Origin of the sequence: Silvanigrella sp. (assembly GCF_044369315.1) — a bacterium.
Classification (GTDB): domain Bacteria; phylum Bdellovibrionota_B; class Oligoflexia; order Silvanigrellales; family Silvanigrellaceae; genus Silvanigrella.
The window spans coordinates 1-17,652 of the sequence record NZ_JBIPMD010000046.1 but is presented as its reverse complement, the minus strand read 5'-3'; the positions used below and the strand labels follow the sequence as shown (position 1 = coordinate 17,652).

Here is a 17,652-nt window from a genome sequence, read left to right as displayed (position 1 = left end):
TTTCACCGATTTATCTATTTTTTTCATTTTTAAAACTTGTTCAGGGTGCGAGCTGTACTTATTAATATCTTCTTTGCTTAATTCATTAAACAATCCCCAGTGAATATTCATGGGTGTAAACTTTTTTGCTTCGCCATAAATACAGTAACGGGCAAGGCAACCTAGAGAAGTATTTGCGGGTGGGAGCGTTAATTGTTTCTTTTTTGTTAACTTATTGCCAATCACATGACCCATAAAAACACCCATAGCAGAGCTTTCTAAATAGCCTTCAACGCCAATAATTTGTCCTGCTAAATAAATTTTATTGTTTTCTTTTAAACTAAAATCTTCATTTAACACATTAGGAGAAACAAAATAGGTATTGCGGTGCATGCTTCCCATTCTAAAAAATTCCACTTTATTTAAACCGGGTAAAGAAGATAAAATTTCTTTTTGCGCTCCCCAAGTGAGGCGGGTTTGAAAACCAACCATATTCCAAGCGGTATCTCCTAATTTTTCTTTACGAAGTTGTACTACGGCATAAGGCATTCTACCAGTGCGGGGATCGGTTAATCCTTTGGGTTTCATGGGACCAAAGGAAAGAGTTCTGGGACCACTTTCGGCTAAAACTTCGATTGGTTGGCATCCGTTAAAGTAACGAGGCTCTTCAAAATCTTTGTGTGGTACCTTAGGGCCATTTAAAACTTTTTCAACAAAAGCAAAATATTCTTCTTTATTTAAAGGAATATTTAAATAATCGCCTTCTTCTTCACCTTCATCAACTTGTGGTAAACCTTCCAAAGCAGCGGCTTCTTGGGCGATCTTTTTTTCATAGGAATGGGTTTTTGATTTACGGTTGGCTAAAAAAACGATGTCGTGATCGACCGTGTCGCCATCTAAAATAGGGGCAATGGCATCGTAAAAATACAGTTGTTCGCATTTGGTTATTTTGCGGAGGTCGTTTGCAAGGGCGTCATCGGTCAAAGGGCCTGTGGCAATGACAATCGCTGAAAATTCACCAAATTTTAAAATATCATCGACTTTTTCAATGATCATCTCTTTAACTGTAATGTTTTTATGATTTTTTAATTTTTCCGTTATTGCTCCCGAGAAAAGTTCTCTATCTACGGCAAGGGTTTCTCCTGCAGGGACTTCAGCAGCACGGGCGCTTGGAATGACAATACTTCCTAATTTATGAATTTCTTCTTTAAGAGTACCAGCTGGGTTTAAACGACTTTTCGATTTTAAACTGTTCGAGCAAACAAGTTCAGCAAATAAATGGGGTGTGATTTGTGCTGGAGTCGTTTTTTTAGACTTCATTTCAAAGAGTGTCACCTCTAAGTTATAATGCTCTGCTAGTATCCAAGAGCATTCACTCCCCGCAAGGCCTGCCCCAATGACAGCAACTTTCATATATTTCCCCTTTTTTATATCTCATACTATGGTGGTTCACATAAATTTAGGCATCTATTCTTCCTAAATTTGTGATAGATACTTATATTGCAAACTATGCTGTTTGTTTCAACTTATTCTCATTTAAGAAGCAAATGGATCACTAAATAAGTTAAAGGATGCGGATTATGCCACTTTTTGTTGTTACAGGAGCACATGGATTTATTGGAACAAATGTTGTTGAAAAGATTTTAGGCATGGATCCGGAGCTTCTTGGCTTTGAAAAAACAAAAAATCTAAAATTTTCAAATTTTGATGAAAATGCTCATCAAGAAAAGGGTTGTTCCGTTATTGCAACCGATCTTTCAAATAGTATTAGTCGTGCAACGGCAAGACGATTTTTAGGCTCGGCACGTTATCAATATATCGATTACACCGAGCTCATTTCATATTTAGAAAAATTACCTGAAAAACCCGACGCCGTGATACACAATGGTGCTTGTTCTTCTACTACTGAGACCGATCCGAATATCTTTTTAAAATTAAACTTAGAATATTCGCAAGCATTATGGAATTATTGTTCTAAAAATAACATTCCGTTTATTTATGCTTCTAGTGCCGCAACCTATGGTGATGGTACGTTAGGTTTTTCCGATAAAAAAGAAGATTGTGAGAAATATACTTCGTTAAATTTATATGGAAAATCAAAATTAGATTTTGATATTTGGACATTAAAACAAAAAGTAACACCACCTACTTGGTTTGGACTTCGTTACTTTAATGTTTTTGGACAGTTTGAATCCCATAAAGGGGGGCAAGCAAGTATGGTTTTTCACGGATACAATCAAGCCACACGTACTGGAAAAATAAAGTTATTTGAAAGCAATTCTCCACAATATAAAGCGGGTGAACAATTGCGTGATTTTGTTTATATAGACGATTTAATCGAAGTAACAATGGATTTAATTCGTATGTCTATTACAAGAAAAAAATCACCAAACCAAATTTCACTTCCTGAAAATGGGTTGTTTTTAAATATTGGGAGAGGGATTGCGGAATCTTGGAACACGTTAGCAAAAGAAGTATTTTCAGCGCTTTCTATGCCGGAGTCCATTGAATATATTCCAATGCCTGATAATATCATTAAACAGTATCAGAATTACACCTGCGCTGATTTATCAACTTTGCGTTCTATTGGAATATCGCATGAGTTTGTAAGTTTAAAAGCTGGAGTAACAAAATATGTTCAAAAGCATTTAATGCGAGGGCAGTAAATTTTGTTACTAAAAAAATTTCATAAATACCTTTGTTAATTTAATAGCAGGGGATCTCAGTAAAGGTTTTTGCATGGACGCTCAACAACTTACTCGGCAGATTTATTGGTCCCCTTCTGGTGGATTGAACGAATTATTACATAAAACAACTTATCTTTGGTTGGCCATTGCAATTTGTGTGTTTGCTTATGGTGTCTGGAAGCATGTCAAGCTTTGGAGAGCTGGTAAACAAGAAATTTGTTTCGATAGACCTTTTGATAGAGTGATTTTATTTTTTAGAAACGTTGTTGCACAAGCAAAAGTGTTACGTTCCCGCAGGCAACGAGATCCCAAACCTCGTTCCATATATGCAGCTTGGATGCATGGTCTTATTTTTTACGGTTTTTTAGCTCTTGTTTTTGGAACAACCATTGTTGCCTTAAAAGAATATTCAGTTGCTGATTTATACCATGGTTGGTTTTATGCTTTTGTTAAAGTAACATGTCAAGTTGGTGGTGTTGCCTTAGCAATTGGTCTTGTTATGGGAATAGCAAGGCGCTCCGATAAAAGTCAAAACTTTACTCACAGTTTAGGATATATTTTATTATATAGTTTTTTATTTTTATTGGTTGTTCAAGGATTTTTATTGCAAGGTTTTCGCTTGGCATTTGACCCAAGTGCTTTAGATGCAAAGTGGGCTTTTGTTGGATATTTAGCAAGCTTTTTATTTCCTAAAAACATGTCTCCTGAAAGTGCGAACGCAATTTATACTGGTATATGGTATTTTCATATGGTAACAACAATGGCATTTATTGCCACTATTCCGTATACCAGAGCGTTGCATATCGTAACAGCAACTTTAAATTTGTATACCCAAAGACTCACCCCAAGTGTCATGCTCGCAAAAATGGATTTTGAAAATGCAGAGGTGGAATATTTTGGAGCAAGAGACATTCGTGATTTTTCTTGGAAAGATCTTTTAAGTTTTGATAGTTGCACAGAATGCAGAAGATGTACCGATATCTGCCCTGCAAATGCAGTATTAAAACCACTTGATCCACGTGAAGTCATTTTAAAATTAAAAAATAGCATGACGGTAGAAGCTTTGTTTCCTAAAGAAGGCAGCGAAGAAAAACATTTTTTATATGAAAGTGGTGTGATTACACACGATGAAATTTGGGCGTGTACCAATTGTGGTGGTTGTGTCAACGAATGTCCTGTAGGAATTGATCAATTACGTACCATTATGCAGTTGCGTCGTTATCAAACATTAACATTGGGAGAAGTGCCTGCCTCTGCAGGAAAAGTCATAGAAAATATAAAACAATATAGCAATCCTTGGGGACTTCCTTCTGCAGATCGTTTTAAATGGGCTGAAGGTTTAGATGTTCCTATAATTACAGGAGACACACCTGAGGTAGAATATTTATATTATGTTGGTTGTGCTGGATCTTATGATCAAGGTAATCAAAAAGTAGCACGATCAATTGTAAATATTTTAAAATATTGTGGTGTCGACTTTGCTGTTATGGGCAAAGCTGAAAAATGCAATGGCGAGCCTGTTAAGCGTTTAGGTGATGAATATTCTTTTGCTGAAATTGCAAATAGCAATGTAGAACAATTAAATAAATTAAAATTTAAAAAAATAGTAACTCATTGTCCGCATTGTTTTAATACTTTGAAAAATGATTATCAAGAATATGGTGGCAAGTATCAAGTGTTTCATCATTCCCAATTATTAACTGAATTATTTAAGAGTAACAAATTAACCTTGCCTGTAGAAGTAAACAAATCTGTTACTTTTCATGACCCTTGTTTCTTAGGAAGACATAATGGGGAATTCGACGCACCAAGACAAATTCTTGAAGCGGTTGCGGGACTTCGTTTATCTGAAATGGAGTCCAGTCGCGAAACTTCAAGCTGCTGCGGAATGGGTGGCGGAAATATGTGGTATGAAAGTGAAGGTGGCGGTAAAATTGTTGAGCAAAGATTAAAACATGTTGCAAAAACGGGGGCAAAAACCCTCGTAACAGGCTGCTCTTTTTGTATGATAAATTTCAAGAGTGCGTTTCAAAACTTAGAAGAAACAAAAGATATTGAAATTATGGATTTAGCAGAAGCTGTTGCAATGGCAATGCCACAAGAAGCGAAAAATGCAGCGGCCTCAAGGCCGAATTGATATTTGACATAAGATTGTGCTAAGGTTATCCCAAGCGAGTAGTTCATTTTTAGGCTTTTTCAATTTGCCTTTATGACTATTTGTTGGACAAATTCTTCGTTATTATTTGGAGGGTGGTTATGCACACCTTTAGCTTTGGTGAACTTGCTCTAATTTTTGGGATTGTTGTTGTGCTTTTTGGTGGCAAAAGAATTGCTTCTGTTGGAAAAGCATTGGGTGAAGGAATATCAAATTTTAAAAAAGGATTAAATGGTGCTTCAACGGATGATAAGCAATTAAATCCTCCTGCTGCGCAACAAAACCAAGCGCACGTTGTAGATGTTGAACACAAAGAAGCCCCAAAAGTTTAAGGCATGACGCTTTTAAAAAATATCAGCCAAAAACTTTTGTTTATTATAGGCAAAGGTGGTGTGGGCAGAACAACAGTGTCTGCTTCTTTAGCTTATGAATATGCAAAAAAAGGAGAAAAAGTTCTTTTAGTCCAATGGGCTATAAAAGATGCCATTTCCCCTTTGTATTCTCTTCCTCAATGTTCCCATAAAGAATCCATGACTCCTCATGGTTATAAAGTCATGAATTTTTCTGCATCTGAATCCATTCGCGAATATTTTGTAGATCATTTAAAAATGAAATTAATTTATTCGATGGTCATTGAAAATCGTCATGTTCAAAGATTGATTCATGCGGCACCTGGAATTCAAGAGCTCTTTTTTTTAGGTAGGCTTTTTTGGCTTGTGGAACTTGCTGAAAAAGAAAAAGGTTATTCCTACGATAGAGTGATTGTAGATTCCCCAGCAACGGGTCATGGAATTTCTTTATTTGGAATAGCACCTGCTGTCGCCAATTTGGGAATGACAGGACCCCTTGCCTCGGAATGTGAACGCGTTACCAAACTTCTAATGGATAAAGAAAAAACAGGAGTTTTGGTTGTTACTTTACCTGAAGAGCTGCCCATTGAAGAATGTATTGAAACTGTTCCTAAAGTAACAGATCATTTACAAAGATCTCCATTAGCTATCATTGTAAATCAATCAAATAATCCCATTTATTTTCCAGAATTAAAAATTGCTCAAGATGATGACTGGTTTATAAATTTAAAACAAAATTTAAAATTAGATATTTCAAAAAATGAACTTGATCTTATTTTATCTAGTCTTATAAAAAGAAATATTTGTGAAGAAAAATTAATAAAATGGTCTAAACAATATCAAAATCAATCCGGTAATTATATTCCTATTATTTCTTTACCAGACATAAATTTTCTGCATAAAATAGAATCATCTCCAAATTTAATAGAATTATTAACAAAGTATTTTTAGATAAACTTGATTGAATTGAGGATATAAATGGCCAATGTTTTTCCAAAGCTACATATTTTTTTAGGAGCAGGTGGTGTAGGAAAAACAACTCTTTCTGCCTCATTTGCTTTATCTTTAGCAAGCTCTGGAAAAAAAGTAGGATTAATTAGCATAGACCCAGCAAAAAGACTTCAAACTGCATTAGGTGTCGGTGTCATTTCGGAATCTGGTACTTTAATTCCTTTAAATAATTCAAAAGGAGAATTAAGAGCCGCGATATTACATATTGGCGAGAGTTTAGTCCGCTGGGTCGATGAAAAAGGAATGTCTCCCGAAAAAAGAGAAAACTTATTTAAAAATCCTTATTTTGCTGCATTATCTTCAAAAATGGCAAGTGCAGTAGATACCCTCGCTGCGATTCGTGTTGCAGAATGGTTAGAACAATATCCAGACACCGAAGAACTTGTTATTGACACCGCACCTGGAATTCATGCTATCGATTTTATTGCCAAGCCTGAAAAAGTTTCTTCTTTTTTAGATAGTAAAATTATTGATTGGATAAAATGGTTTGTTGGTGGAGCTCATGAAAAACAAAATTTTGTAGCAAGAGCTTTTAAAACAGGTGCTCGAAAAGTTTTAGATGGGCTTGCCTTAGTGGGTGGCCGTAATTTTATTATTAATTTTGGCGAATTTTTAATTATGCTTGATGAAGTTTTTATTACAGCATTAGAGCGATTAAAATATTCACAAAAATGGTTAAAGCATTCTTCTACAAATATCGTGTTAGTGACTTCAATCCGTGAAGATGCTATTTCTGTAGCAAAAGAAATCAATCGTGTATTAACGCAACTTGGATTACCACCAAAATTAGCAGTTATAAATAGAACATTTCCTATTCATCTAAAAAATGAAGAATATTTAAAATTATTTATGAATAAAAATGATTTTATGAATTCAAATGAAAAATTATTTGCTAATTATTTGGCTAGTTACTTTGCGACTCAATTAAAAGTTCATGAACAACTTTCTAGTTCCTCTTTAACTATTGTAGAAATACCTATTGCTGCTAGTCTAGATGGGGAACAAGATTTGCGGTTGTCCGATTTATCTTCTTTAGGTGACATTATTCGATCAAAAACAGGTAAAAATACAAGATGAATTTCATACTCATGTTTCCTGAACTCATAGGACAAATGATAATTAAAACCCTTGCTGGGTTTGGTCGATTTCTCTTATTTATAAAAGAACTTTTTCACTGGGCATTTCATCGTCCCTTTCGTTTGGGATTAATTATCAAACAATTCGAATTTGTTGGAAATAAAAGTGCCGTTATTATTTTTATTTCGGCTTTGTTTGTTGGCGCCGTTTTAGGATTACAGCTTGGCGTTATTTTTAGGCTATTTAGCGCAGAAGGATTAATGGGCGCGGCTACGGGAAAATCTTTAGCTCTTGAGTTGGGTCCTGTCATGTGTGGTTTTATTGTCATTGGTCGTGCAGGAGCTGCAATGGCTGCTGAAATTGCGACCATGAGAGTAAATGAACAAATTGATGCGATGGAAGCAATGGGTGTGAATCCCATTAGTTACCTTGTTGTTCCTAGAGTTATTGCTAGTACTTTAATGATGCCACTTTTAGCCGGCATTTTTTTATTTGTAGGAATTATTGGCTGTTACCTTGTTGCAGTCGTATTTTATCGTGTCGATACCATGACTTTTATGCAGCAATTAAAATGGATTGTTTATTGGAGTGATGTTGTAAAAGGATTGGTAAAAGCAACGGTATTTGGTTTTATTTTTTCGTCTATTGCTTGTTATAAAGGTTTTAAGGCAAAAGGAGGAGCAAAAGGGGTAGGAGAAGCAACAACAAGTGCCGTTGTCGCAGGATTACTTTCTATTTTAGTTGGTGATTTTATTATTACTCTTTTCCAAGTAAGGTAATTTAGTTTAATTATGTCTAAAGATAGTCTTGTTTCTTTAATTGATGTGAAAAAATCATTTGGAAATAACCATGTTTTAAATGGCTTAAATATAGAAATTCCTAAACATAAAATATCTTTTATTATTGGGCGAAGTGGAGAAGGGAAGTCAGTTACATTAAAAAGTATTATTGGTATTCTTAAGCCTGACTCTGGTGAAGTTTTTATTGACGGATTTAAAATGAATGATGCCAATGAAGACAAATGGAATGAAGTTCGACAAAAAATCGGGATTCTTTTTCAAGATGGGGCTTTGTTTGATAGTTTGAATATTTTTGAAAATATTACTTTCCCTATTCAGAATCACTTAAAAATGTCATTAAAAGATATGGAAATAGAAGTTGAAAAATTATTAGATATTGTAGGCTTACCTGGTATTCAATATAAATACCCGCCTGAGATTTCTATAGGTGAACGAAAAAGAGTTGGTCTTGCAAGGGCTTTAGCATTAAAACCACAATTGTTACTTTATGATGAACCAACAACAAGTATGGATCCTCTCGTTTCCGATTTGATAGATAATTTAATTTACAATACACAAAAAAACTTGGATGGTATAACTTCCGTTGTGGTGAGTCATGATATCACTTCTGTTATGAATATTGCAGAGTATATCTTTCTTTTACATAAAGGAAAAATTTACTTTCATGGGACAGCACAAGAATTTGCATCAAGTAAAGATGAACTCGTAAGGCAATTCTTAACTGGCGGCAGAAAAGGTCCTTTGGAAGTTCCTATCGCATAAACTAAAATAATATCATTAATGCCATTTGGCTTTTAAAGGATTTTTTTTTCATGTCTTTGTCTTCAGAAGTAAGAGTTGGATTATTCGCTATTGCTGCAGTCTCTGTTTTAACCACAACAGCTATTGTTCTTGGTGGGAATCCTTTTGCGTCCAAAAAACAATATTTTCATACAACAATTAGTAACGTTAGAGGAGTTGCAGAAAGAACCCAAGTACGTGCTTCAGGTGTTCAGGTAGGGGAAGTAATTTCGGTTGATATTTTACAAGATGGGGCTCGAATTAACTTTAGTGTAGACGGAAATTTAAAAATCCCTAAGGGCTCTTTCATTGAAATAAAATCGCGCGGTATTCTTGGTGATGTTTATATAGAAATCGTTCGTAATTCCTCAGGTATTGGTTTTATGAAATCCGGTGATATGATGCCTCGAAATCCGGAGTCCAATGACATTGAAGCCCTAATGACAAATTTAAATAATATAGCACGGGATATTAAACGAATTACAGGTTCACTTTCGAATGTCTTAGGTACCAAAGATGGTGAAAGTTCTATTCGTAAAATTGTCGATAACATTGAAGGGATGACTTCGGATCTTCGTGAAGTAACAGCATCTCAAAAAACAAATTTAAAAGAAGCCATTCAGGGTATTCGTGATAGTGCTGTAAAAATTTCATCGTTAATTCAACGTAACGATACAAAAATAGATCAAATTATTTCTGATATTAAAACATTTACAACTGAATTAAGACAAACATCTACACCAGAAAATCGTGAAAGAATTGAAAGTATTATTGCAAACGTGGATGAAGCGACTGCTTCCTTCAAACGAATGGCAGCAAAAATAGAAAAAGGCGAAGGAACAATAGGCCAACTTATTGCGAAAGATGAAACGGCAGATGAAGTAAAAGCGACGCTAAAAAGTATTCAAGATGTTGTAAAACCAATATCTCAATTAAAATTAACCATGACGGATAGAGCAGAATACCGCGTTGCAAATGCCGACACTGGAGATAAATTTGTAAATGAATTTAATTTATTATTTTCTACCAGACCGGATAGGTACTATTTATTAGGAATTACAAATGCTTCCTATGGAAGGCAAGTAAAAAACACGACAACAACTTCAACTATTAATGGAAATACAACACAAACAACGACTCAAGAAAATACAACAGAAAACACTTCTTATTTAAGATATAATTTGCAAATTTCACAGAGATTTGGATTTGTAGGTTTACGTTTAGGAATGTTTGCAAGTTCGGGTGGTTTTGCATCTGATGTTTATTTATTTAATGATAGATTTGTTAGTACCGTTGAATTTTCTCAATTTGGGGGTAGTCCGACTCCATCAGATACACAATATGGCAGCAAGGGGCCATTTAATGTGAAAGCTTTTTCCAATATTTTTATCACGCCTAATATTTTTCTTACTGCTGGAGTGGATGGACTTGTCTTGTACAGCAAGCCCTTTCCATTTGTGGGAGCGGGCTTTTCAATTACGGATGAAGATATTAAAGGTTTATTTGGTGTAGCTGCTTTAGCTAAATAAAGTTACAGTTAAGTAACTTTATTTAATAGGTTGCTTTAAAAGATTCAAATTTAATAAGGTTTTCTTTGTCATCTTTTATTGAAATAAGTTTTAACTTACCATTATTTGATTTATCATAACCAATTGCATGATCTCTCATTAAATGAGGAATGATAAGACCATCCTCAAAAGCCCATTTTTTATTGTTATTATTTGTGCATTGTTCAGCAATAATATTATTAGAACCTTTTTCAATCGTTAGACACAAATTATTGTTACCTGATCTCGATTTAAATTGATACGTATCGTTATCGTAACCCCAAGTTTGAGTGCGATCTTTTCTTGAGTCAGCAATAATAACTTCTCCCTTATCACTATCCTCGTTTGGATCTACAGTTAAGTAATTTTCAGAGAAGAGATCCATTGTTGTTTGTAATTCAATGTTTTGTTCAGATGCAAATACCGGTGAATTCCAGTTGATAGTAATACGTTTTAATATTTTATCTTCTTTTTGATCTGAATTTGCATTTTGGAGAGGAATACGAACGCTATCATAATCCAAACTATATGTGCTCCAAAGAAATAGGGGAGGCATTGGATAAACAGATCCTAATAAAACTCCAGCAACAACACTTGTTTCAAATTCAAAATCAGATTTTCCAATATATTCTTTATCGGCTTTAAAAATTGCCTGAAAAGCAGGGATAAATTGAGAATGATGAATAGCAGAAAATTTATTTTTATTTGCTACCCAGCTATCATCCCAAAGGGTACCCGATGAAGAGGGGCCTGTTAAATAAGTACTTAGATTATCAAATACTTTCGCATTCCAGCTCCAAGCAGCCTCATTTATACCGCTTTTATTTTCAATATCATAATTATAGGTATCAAAAATAATTGTTCTGGTGTTTGTGAAATCGACATCGGCTTTTAAATTTACACCAACTTTACCAGATGGAATTCCCTTGGCATCGATATTTAAATCTCCTGAAGCCCCTCCTGAAAATCCGTATTTAAATCCTCTGGATTGAGTAACAGTTTCCTTTTTATTTACATTTTGAGGAAATGTTTCGGAAAGATTTACAGGAATATTTATATTTTCTTTAAGAAGTTTTATAGAAAATTTATATTCATTTGCAAATGGCCCGATGAAATCAAGTCTGTGAGCTCTGCTTTGCCACCAGCCATGATCTTGTTTTAAATCTTTTGCCAATTGCCAACCAGAACCACTATCTTCTTTTGGAGAAACAGTCACAATTAAAAATTTTCCGGATGGTGTTACATAAGAATAACCGGATTCCGAATTGTCTTTTTTCGCAATTGCTTTTGATCCAATTAAGTCTAATTGATAATTAATTTGAACATTTGCTTTTCCATCACAGTAATCAACTACTTCATCGCTAGAAAAGTAAAGAGAACCTTTCATTTTAAGCATTTCGCATTTTAAGTTTTCTCTAATTAAAGTTACTTTTGCCTTTGCATTAGAGACTTCCGTATTTGGATTTTGCTTTAAATTTTCTGTTTTTTGTGATTTTAAATTTGTATTTAATTCACTGATATAATTTTCAAGTTGATTTTTATTCCCAGAAACAAAGTGAGGAATATTATTATCTTTGATTAATAATAAATTTTCATCTTCATTAATAGATAATCCCGTAATTTGCTCTGATATATTTTTAACTACTTCAGGGTCAGATGATTTATAATCAAAATAAATAGGTCTATTATTTTCATAAGCACTTCTAACCATGGAGGCGTCTTTGTTTTTTAAATTATTTGTATAAAGAACAGAATTGTCTTTTGGTGACAAATTTTCATTATTAGATTTGCTGCATGCTGTAGATAATATTGAAATTAAACTAGTATATAATACAGTATATCTAAAGTTATTTAATATTTTATTTTCCATTAAAGCCTCCCTTAGCCATAGAATTTCAACCATAATTTCTTGTTAGCAATTCATGTGCCAATTTTTTAAATAGCTATTTTTATGTTTTTTTAAATATAAGTAGTAATGAATAATAGATTAAATTTTGATTAAAAAAAATGTTGATCTCTTGTTTGAGAACTACTCTCAATAATTATCTTTTAATCATTATTTCTATTCTTTAAAAAGATAAGGCATTGTAATATGGATATAATAAATAAATATAAATAAAATATTTATGTGTAATTAATTAATATGAATAACTTATTTATTTGTATAAACTTTTTACAGTATATGTCTATGATTTATAATAATTATAAATATTTATTATTAAAAAATATAGGAAACAAATTATATAATATTATATTAAATAATAAATATATAATATTGGATTCATTTTTTAATATTAATTTTATAATTTACTAGTAATATTTTTAATTTGTATAAATATATAAAAAAATATAGGCTATACTAGTAGATAGTAAGACCTATATTTCATAAATGAGATTATTTAAAAAAATAGAGCTTTAAATTATTATTTTAAAGCCAGTTTTTCATCTATATCTTTTTTGATAGCTTCAAAACTCAAATTACCTTCATACTTTTGTCCATTGATAAAGATAGAAGGGGTCCCACTGACGCCAATGCTATTGCCTTCTTCTAATTGAGCCATAACAGACTTGCTAAGAGTTTTGTCTTTATCTTCCATACAAGATTTAAAATCATTCAGATTGAGTTTTAGGTCTGTTGCATATTTATAGTACATATCACCCGATAGTTTATCCATAGGGGCACGGCTAAATAATAATTTATGCATTTCCCAGTATTTATTTTGATTTGCCGCACATTTTGCAGCAATTGCTGCAGGCATAGCTTCAGGGTGAATTTGAGTTAAAGGAAAGTCTTTAAATACATATTGAACCTTTCCTTTATAAGCAGCGAGTACTTTTTCAATTGTTTCATGGGCTTGTACACAGTACGGGCACTGGTAGTCTGCAAACTCAACAATAGTTACTTTAGGATCTTTCAATGAACTGTCATACTTATAGCCTTCATTGTTAAACGTAACTTGAATATCTTTTGGCTTTTCTATTCCAACAACACTAATTTTGCCTTCTTCTTGTGCTTTTAGAAGAATTCCCTGTTCTGCTTTAGATTGTTCCATTCTAGTTAAATATTGTTTAACTAAACCAGCTCTTTCTTTTTCAGGAATTTGTTGCATTTGTGGATTTGCTGCATTTTCTTTAATAAAGTTTTGAACAACTTCATCGGAGATATTTGCGTTTTTTGTATAAAAGTCTTTTTTCGCTAAATCTAAACTTGCAATTTTATTTTTAGATTGATAGTCGGCAAACCAAGAGTCTAAATAATATTTTTCAAGTATGGCTTGTGCTGTTTCGTAAACTTTTTTTTGTGCGTTCACGAGTTCTGTTTTTTCTGCAATGGAAAGGTCAGAAAATTTAACTTGTTTTGAATTGTAAGTTCCTAAAATTTCCGTATTCGTTTTATCTTTTTGAGTAACACATCCTGCAATAGCAAAAGCTAAAATAGTGATAGATGTTCCAATATGGTATTTATTTATTTTCTTCATTTTTGACAAAAGTAAATTCATTATTCCTCCAAAATTAATATAAAAACGATTTAAATATACACATGATCTCCAATAAGGAAAACATTATTTAAGATGTATTTTATTTAGAGAGTAGATTTTTTGTTAATTCGGTAAGCAGTTCATTCAAGCTCTGGTTGTCATAGGAGACATGTGTCGCAAAATGTTTAGAGGGTTGAACAAAAGTCTCATGCATAGGTTTTACAAAGGAGTCAAATTGTAATTTGACTCCATCGGGATGTCTGCCTCGCTCTTCAACATCTCTTTTTAGGCGTCTTGCGTATCGAGTGTCTTCTGAAATATCGATAAAAATAGAGAGATCAAAAAAGGGTCTCAGTATTTCTTGAGAGAGAATTAAAATACCATCGACTATAATATAGGCAGAAGGTTCAACTCGAATTGTTTTTTCTTTTCTTGTATGGGTGACAAAATCATAAATAGGGACTTCTATCGGTTGGTTTTGAGATAATTTTTTTAGATGTTCAGCCATCAGTTTAAAGTCAATGGCATTGGGGTGATCAAAATTAACCGTACCATCCCCTTTAAATTGAGCACTATGATCATGATAATAACTATCTTGACTTATAATTTGGCAGTTTTCTTTGCCAATGAGTTCCCAAAGTCTTCTTGCTGCTGTTGTTTTTCCAGAGCCGCTACCGCCAGTTATAGCTATGATTGTTGTGTCTGCTGATTTTTTCAATTTCCAACCTCTATCAATTACTGGATTTATATTGTTCCGTAGATTCTGTCTCCTGCATCGCCAAGGCCAGGTAGAAGATAGCCTTTTTCATCCATAGATCTTTCTACAGATAAACAATAGACAGATACATCAGGATGCGTTTCTTGCAAAATTTCCAAACCTTCAGGTGAAGCAAGTAAGCAGTGAAAACGAATTTCATTTACACCATATTGTTTCAATCTATCAATAGCAGCAACGACGGTAGCTCCTGTAGCTAGCAAAGGGTCGAGTAAGAATATTTTATTTCTTTCAATATCATTAGGTAATCTAAAATAATACTCTACGGTATTATTTAAAAATTTATCCCGATAAATTCCAATATGACCAACCTTTGAATGTGGAAACATTTGCATAAATCCATCAAGCATACCCATGCCTGCTCTCATTACGCCCACAATAGTAACATCTTCATAAATAAACGGGCTTTCCATTTTTTCGAAGGGGGTTTCAATCATAAAATTTTTTACTTTTAAATCGCGGGAACTCTCATATGCCATAAGACGACTGACTTCACTAAGGAGTCTTCTAAAATCCCCACTATTTGTCTCTTTTTTTCTAAGAATAGATAAAGAATGGGCAAGTAAAGGATGTTGAAGAATATGAATATTTTTATGATCATTTTTTAATAAATGTTTCGGCATTTTAATTCCTTTAATTTTTTTTTGATTCTTTGAAGATTTAAATTTTAACTTAACATGATAAACTAAACTATAAAAGTTTTTTTAGAGAAAATATTTTCATTTTATTGAATTCGTTTATTTAATTATACTTTACCAAGTCATACAAATGATAAGATAAATTCTATCATATTATTTGGCAAAATTATCGTCTTTATATAATACTTTTGAAGTTTGAATTAGGAAATAAACAAGCTTAGGGCAATTTTATCCCAATATGATACAATGAATTATTTTGGGATCTAAATTAAAAATGGAACGCCCTTTCAAAAGTTCAAGTAATAAGGTGACATAAAATGAGTTTTAAAAAACTTCCATTTATAATAATGCTATTTTATATTTTATTTTTACCACACTTCTCTTTTTCAAAAGAAAATGTTTTAAAAATATCTACCTTGGAATGGCCGCCTTATGTTATTTCTAACCAAAAAGATCTGGGTTTTTTTTGTGTCATTGTTAAAAGTATTTTAAAAAAAATAGGGTATGAAAGCCAAATTGAAGTCATGCCATGGGCTCGAGCATTACACTTAGTGGAAAATGGTTCTTATGATGGAATTATTCCTGCCTATTATTCAAAAGAAAGAGCTCATTATCTTTTATATTCTGACCCCATTTATTATTCTAAAATAGTTCTATTTAAAAGAAAAAAAAGTAATATTAAATTTAATAAACTTTCCGATTTAAAAAATTATTCGATAGGTGTTATAAGAGGGGGTGTTACATCCGAAGAATTTGATAATGCTTCTTATTTAAAAAAAGAAGAAGCAGCAAGTGATGAAAGAAATATTGTTAAACTTTGCAAAAATAGAATAGATCTATTAAATGGAGATCTTGAAGTTATTAAATATATTTCAAGTAATTTCTATCGAGAATGTTATGACAAAATAGAGCCACTAGAAACTCCATTAAATGTACAATCTTTGTCATTAGCTCTTAATAAAAATGTCCCCAATGCAGAAAAAATTATTAAAAATTTTAATATTGAACTAAAAAAATATATAGAGCAAAATGAAATAAATAAAATTTATAATAAATTTGTTCCTCGGTAAATTATTTGTGAGAAAAACTAATTTTTTTTGATTCATAATGTGAATAGCAATTTTGCAAAGGAATATTTTTTAACATGAAGTTGTTAGGTGATTTAAAGAAAATAAATAAAAAAAGCTCACTAATTAAAAGTGAGCTTTTGTATAATTATTTTTTATCATAGAAAGCAACGCTGATGAATCTTTGATTATTATTATAATCTACAAGATTTTCAGTAGCATTGTTATCGTCTTTTGTAAGTGCTTTACAATTTTGTTCTATATCAGTTTTAACAGGATCATTATTTAATTTGCTTATCCAATCAAAATTGCATTGGGCAAATTTTTTCATACTTGAATTTTCATCAATACCTCCAGTCATATATATATTACCATCAAGTTTATTATATTTTATGTGTCCATAAAGACCAGAAAATATATCAGATAGGTCGCCTTTGTTAGTTGTTACGATATCTCTTTTAGTTCCTTGAGCTGGACTAACATCAGGGCGTACTAAGATTAATTTATTAGAATGTCTTTGAATAAATTGGTCTAAATTGCCTTTCTTAAAATGTAAAATACCGCTTTCATATGAAGGGCTTTCCGAAGCATTAATTTTTTGAACTTCTTTCAGGTTTACCATAGGAGCGTTTTCAATTGATAAATAATTAGGTAATTCCATTTGAGCAATACTATATACATCTCCTTTTTTTATAGAAAGAAGCAAATTATCATTTGCTTCTGATAAATAAGCCACCGCTCCTGAAACACTACTATTATTAAAAATACTATTAGAATTTGTTTTGCATCCTTTTATTAGCCCATCACTTTTTGTAATTGGGCACATAGTAATATCATTTCTTTCATGTGCTTTAATATAAAGATAACCATTTTTAATAAGAGAATTACCATCTCTAGTATTTGAAGGTACATCATTAAGTTGTTGAACGGAGCAAGCTTCAAAAGCGTCGCCGTCATTTGAAATTTTACAATTAGCTAATAAAAATTTATCATTTTGCTCAAAATTTCTTCCAGTAATATAAACTCTACCATTTGATCCAATATTGATATCTTGTGGTGAAGTAATATCATTTAAAATATTATCAAAAGAAACATCAACTTTACTGTCTTTACGAATACCATTTGTTTTATCTGTAACGTATTTTTGAATTTTGATGTTTTTGTCATTTTGATTACTGTTTCCTGCTATGGACCCCATTTGAGTTGACACATGATTAATGTGAATTTTGATACTGTATTGGACTCATCATTGCAAGCCCGGAATGGGGTGCATGATGATTATAATCATAAAACCATTCCTCTAAATG

At 32.4% G+C, this 17,652-nt stretch carries 15 protein-coding genes; 9 read left to right on the top strand and 6 right to left on the bottom strand.

Annotated elements, in window-relative coordinates:
- The coding region (trmFO, locus tag ACIQ56_RS06030; protein ID WP_397600169.1) for a methylenetetrahydrofolate--tRNA-(uracil(54)-C(5))-methyltransferase (FADH(2)-oxidizing) TrmFO at positions 1 to 1,392 on the bottom strand (1,392 nt) is incomplete at its 3' end.
- 167 nt (positions 1,393 to 1,559) lie between these two features.
- On the opposite strand from trmFO, the gene rfaD reads away from it, so the two are divergent.
- The 8 genes from rfaD (at position 1,560) to ACIQ56_RS05990 (ending at position 10,368) form a co-directional block, all read left to right on the top strand.
- On the top strand, positions 1,560 to 2,645 hold the full coding sequence (gene rfaD / locus ACIQ56_RS06025) for an ADP-glyceromanno-heptose 6-epimerase (RefSeq protein WP_397600168.1): 1,086 nt from the start codon (positions 1,560 to 1,562) through the stop codon (positions 2,643 to 2,645).
- A gap of 73 nt (positions 2,646 to 2,718) precedes the next feature.
- Entirely contained in the window at positions 2,719 to 4,803 is a 2,085-nt protein-coding gene (locus tag ACIQ56_RS06020) for a heterodisulfide reductase-related iron-sulfur binding cluster (RefSeq protein ID WP_397600167.1), read from the top strand.
- Between the two features lie 119 nt (positions 4,804 to 4,922).
- A complete protein-coding gene (locus ACIQ56_RS06015) occupies positions 4,923 to 5,153 on the top strand; it encodes a twin-arginine translocase TatA/TatE family subunit (protein WP_153421067.1) in 231 nt (76 codons plus the stop codon).
- A gap of 3 nt (positions 5,154 to 5,156) precedes the next feature.
- Positions 5,157 to 6,122, top strand: coding sequence for an ArsA family ATPase (locus ACIQ56_RS06010; protein WP_397600166.1), 966 nt, complete (start codon positions 5,157 to 5,159; stop codon positions 6,120 to 6,122).
- 27 nt (positions 6,123 to 6,149) lie between these two features.
- Complete coding sequence (locus ACIQ56_RS06005; protein ID WP_397600165.1) at positions 6,150 to 7,259, top strand: ArsA family ATPase; 1,110 nt, start codon at positions 6,150 to 6,152, stop codon at positions 7,257 to 7,259.
- Positions 7,260 to 7,294: 35 nt separating this feature from the next.
- Positions 7,295 to 8,038 carry an MlaE family ABC transporter permease gene (locus ACIQ56_RS06000; protein WP_397600164.1) on the top strand — a complete coding sequence of 248 codons (744 nt, stop codon included), beginning with the start codon at positions 7,295 to 7,297 and terminating at the stop codon, positions 8,036 to 8,038.
- Positions 8,039 to 8,050: 12 nt separating this feature from the next.
- Positions 8,051 to 8,821, top strand: a complete 771-nt coding sequence (locus ACIQ56_RS05995) for an ABC transporter ATP-binding protein (RefSeq protein ID WP_397600163.1) — start codon at positions 8,051 to 8,053, stop codon at positions 8,819 to 8,821.
- 50 nt (positions 8,822 to 8,871) lie between these two features.
- Positions 8,872 to 10,368 carry an MlaD family protein gene (locus ACIQ56_RS05990; protein WP_397600162.1) on the top strand — a complete coding sequence of 499 codons (1,497 nt, stop codon included), beginning with the start codon at positions 8,872 to 8,874 and terminating at the stop codon, positions 10,366 to 10,368.
- Positions 10,369 to 10,390: 22 nt separating this feature from the next.
- Here ACIQ56_RS05990 and ACIQ56_RS05985 read toward each other — a convergent pair whose 3' ends face one another.
- The 4 genes from ACIQ56_RS05985 to upp form a co-directional block, all read right to left on the bottom strand.
- Positions 10,391 to 12,256 carry a leukocidin family pore-forming toxin gene (locus ACIQ56_RS05985; RefSeq protein ID WP_397600161.1) on the bottom strand — a complete coding sequence of 622 codons (1,866 nt, stop codon included), beginning with the start codon at positions 12,254 to 12,256 and terminating at the stop codon, positions 10,391 to 10,393.
- Between the two features lie 553 nt (positions 12,257 to 12,809).
- Positions 12,810 to 13,886, bottom strand: a complete 1,077-nt coding sequence (locus tag ACIQ56_RS05980) for a DsbA family protein (protein ID WP_397600160.1) — start codon at positions 13,884 to 13,886, stop codon at positions 12,810 to 12,812.
- A gap of 79 nt (positions 13,887 to 13,965) precedes the next feature.
- Positions 13,966 to 14,583, bottom strand: coding sequence for a uridine kinase (udk, locus tag ACIQ56_RS05975; protein ID WP_397600159.1), 618 nt, complete (start codon positions 14,581 to 14,583; stop codon positions 13,966 to 13,968).
- Between the two features lie 26 nt (positions 14,584 to 14,609).
- Positions 14,610 to 15,263 carry a uracil phosphoribosyltransferase gene (gene upp / locus ACIQ56_RS05970; RefSeq protein ID WP_153421076.1) on the bottom strand — a complete coding sequence of 218 codons (654 nt, stop codon included), beginning with the start codon at positions 15,261 to 15,263 and terminating at the stop codon, positions 14,610 to 14,612.
- Positions 15,264 to 15,595: 332 nt separating this feature from the next.
- Here upp and ACIQ56_RS05965 point away from each other — a divergent pair, with 332 nt between their 5' ends.
- Positions 15,596 to 16,348, top strand: coding sequence for a substrate-binding periplasmic protein (locus tag ACIQ56_RS05965; protein ID WP_397600158.1), 753 nt, complete (start codon positions 15,596 to 15,598; stop codon positions 16,346 to 16,348).
- A 145-nt stretch (positions 16,349 to 16,493) separates the two neighbouring features.
- Here the strand turns inward: ACIQ56_RS05965 and ACIQ56_RS05960 are convergent, their stop codons facing one another.
- A complete protein-coding gene (locus ACIQ56_RS05960; protein WP_397600157.1) occupies positions 16,494 to 17,543 on the bottom strand; it encodes a hypothetical protein in 1,050 nt (349 codons plus the stop codon).
- Positions 17,544 to 17,652: the final 109 nt, after the last annotated feature.

What these genes read in the sequence shown, in the direction of transcription:
- rfaD (WP_397600168.1), top strand. Translation starts at nt 1,560, where the DNA reads ATGCCACTTTTTGTTGTTACAGGAGCACATGGATTTATTGGAACAAAT.
- ACIQ56_RS06020 (WP_397600167.1), top strand. Translation starts at nt 2,719, where the DNA reads ATGGACGCTCAACAACTTACTCGGCAGATTTATTGGTCCCCTTCTGGT.
- ACIQ56_RS06015 (WP_153421067.1), top strand. Translation starts at nt 4,923, where the DNA reads ATGCACACCTTTAGCTTTGGTGAACTTGCTCTAATTTTTGGGATTGTT.
- ACIQ56_RS06010 (WP_397600166.1), top strand. Translation starts at nt 5,157, where the DNA reads ATGACGCTTTTAAAAAATATCAGCCAAAAACTTTTGTTTATTATAGGC.
- ACIQ56_RS06005 (WP_397600165.1), top strand. Translation starts at nt 6,150, where the DNA reads ATGGCCAATGTTTTTCCAAAGCTACATATTTTTTTAGGAGCAGGTGGT.
- ACIQ56_RS06000 (WP_397600164.1), top strand. Translation starts at nt 7,295, where the DNA reads ATGATAATTAAAACCCTTGCTGGGTTTGGTCGATTTCTCTTATTTATA.
- ACIQ56_RS05995 (WP_397600163.1), top strand. Translation starts at nt 8,051, where the DNA reads ATGTCTAAAGATAGTCTTGTTTCTTTAATTGATGTGAAAAAATCATTT.
- ACIQ56_RS05990 (WP_397600162.1), top strand. Translation starts at nt 8,872, where the DNA reads ATGTCTTTGTCTTCAGAAGTAAGAGTTGGATTATTCGCTATTGCTGCA.
- ACIQ56_RS05985 (WP_397600161.1), bottom strand. Translation starts at nt 12,256, where the DNA reads ATGGAAAATAAAATATTAAATAACTTTAGATATACTGTATTATATACT.
- ACIQ56_RS05980 (WP_397600160.1), bottom strand. Translation starts at nt 13,886, where the DNA reads ATGAATTTACTTTTGTCAAAAATGAAGAAAATAAATAAATACCATATT.
- upp (WP_153421076.1), bottom strand. Translation starts at nt 15,263, where the DNA reads ATGCCGAAACATTTATTAAAAAATGATCATAAAAATATTCATATTCTT.
- ACIQ56_RS05965 (WP_397600158.1), top strand. Translation starts at nt 15,596, where the DNA reads ATGAGTTTTAAAAAACTTCCATTTATAATAATGCTATTTTATATTTTA.
- ACIQ56_RS05960 (WP_397600157.1), bottom strand. Translation starts at nt 17,543, where the DNA reads ATGGGGTCCATAGCAGGAAACAGTAATCAAAATGACAAAAACATCAAA.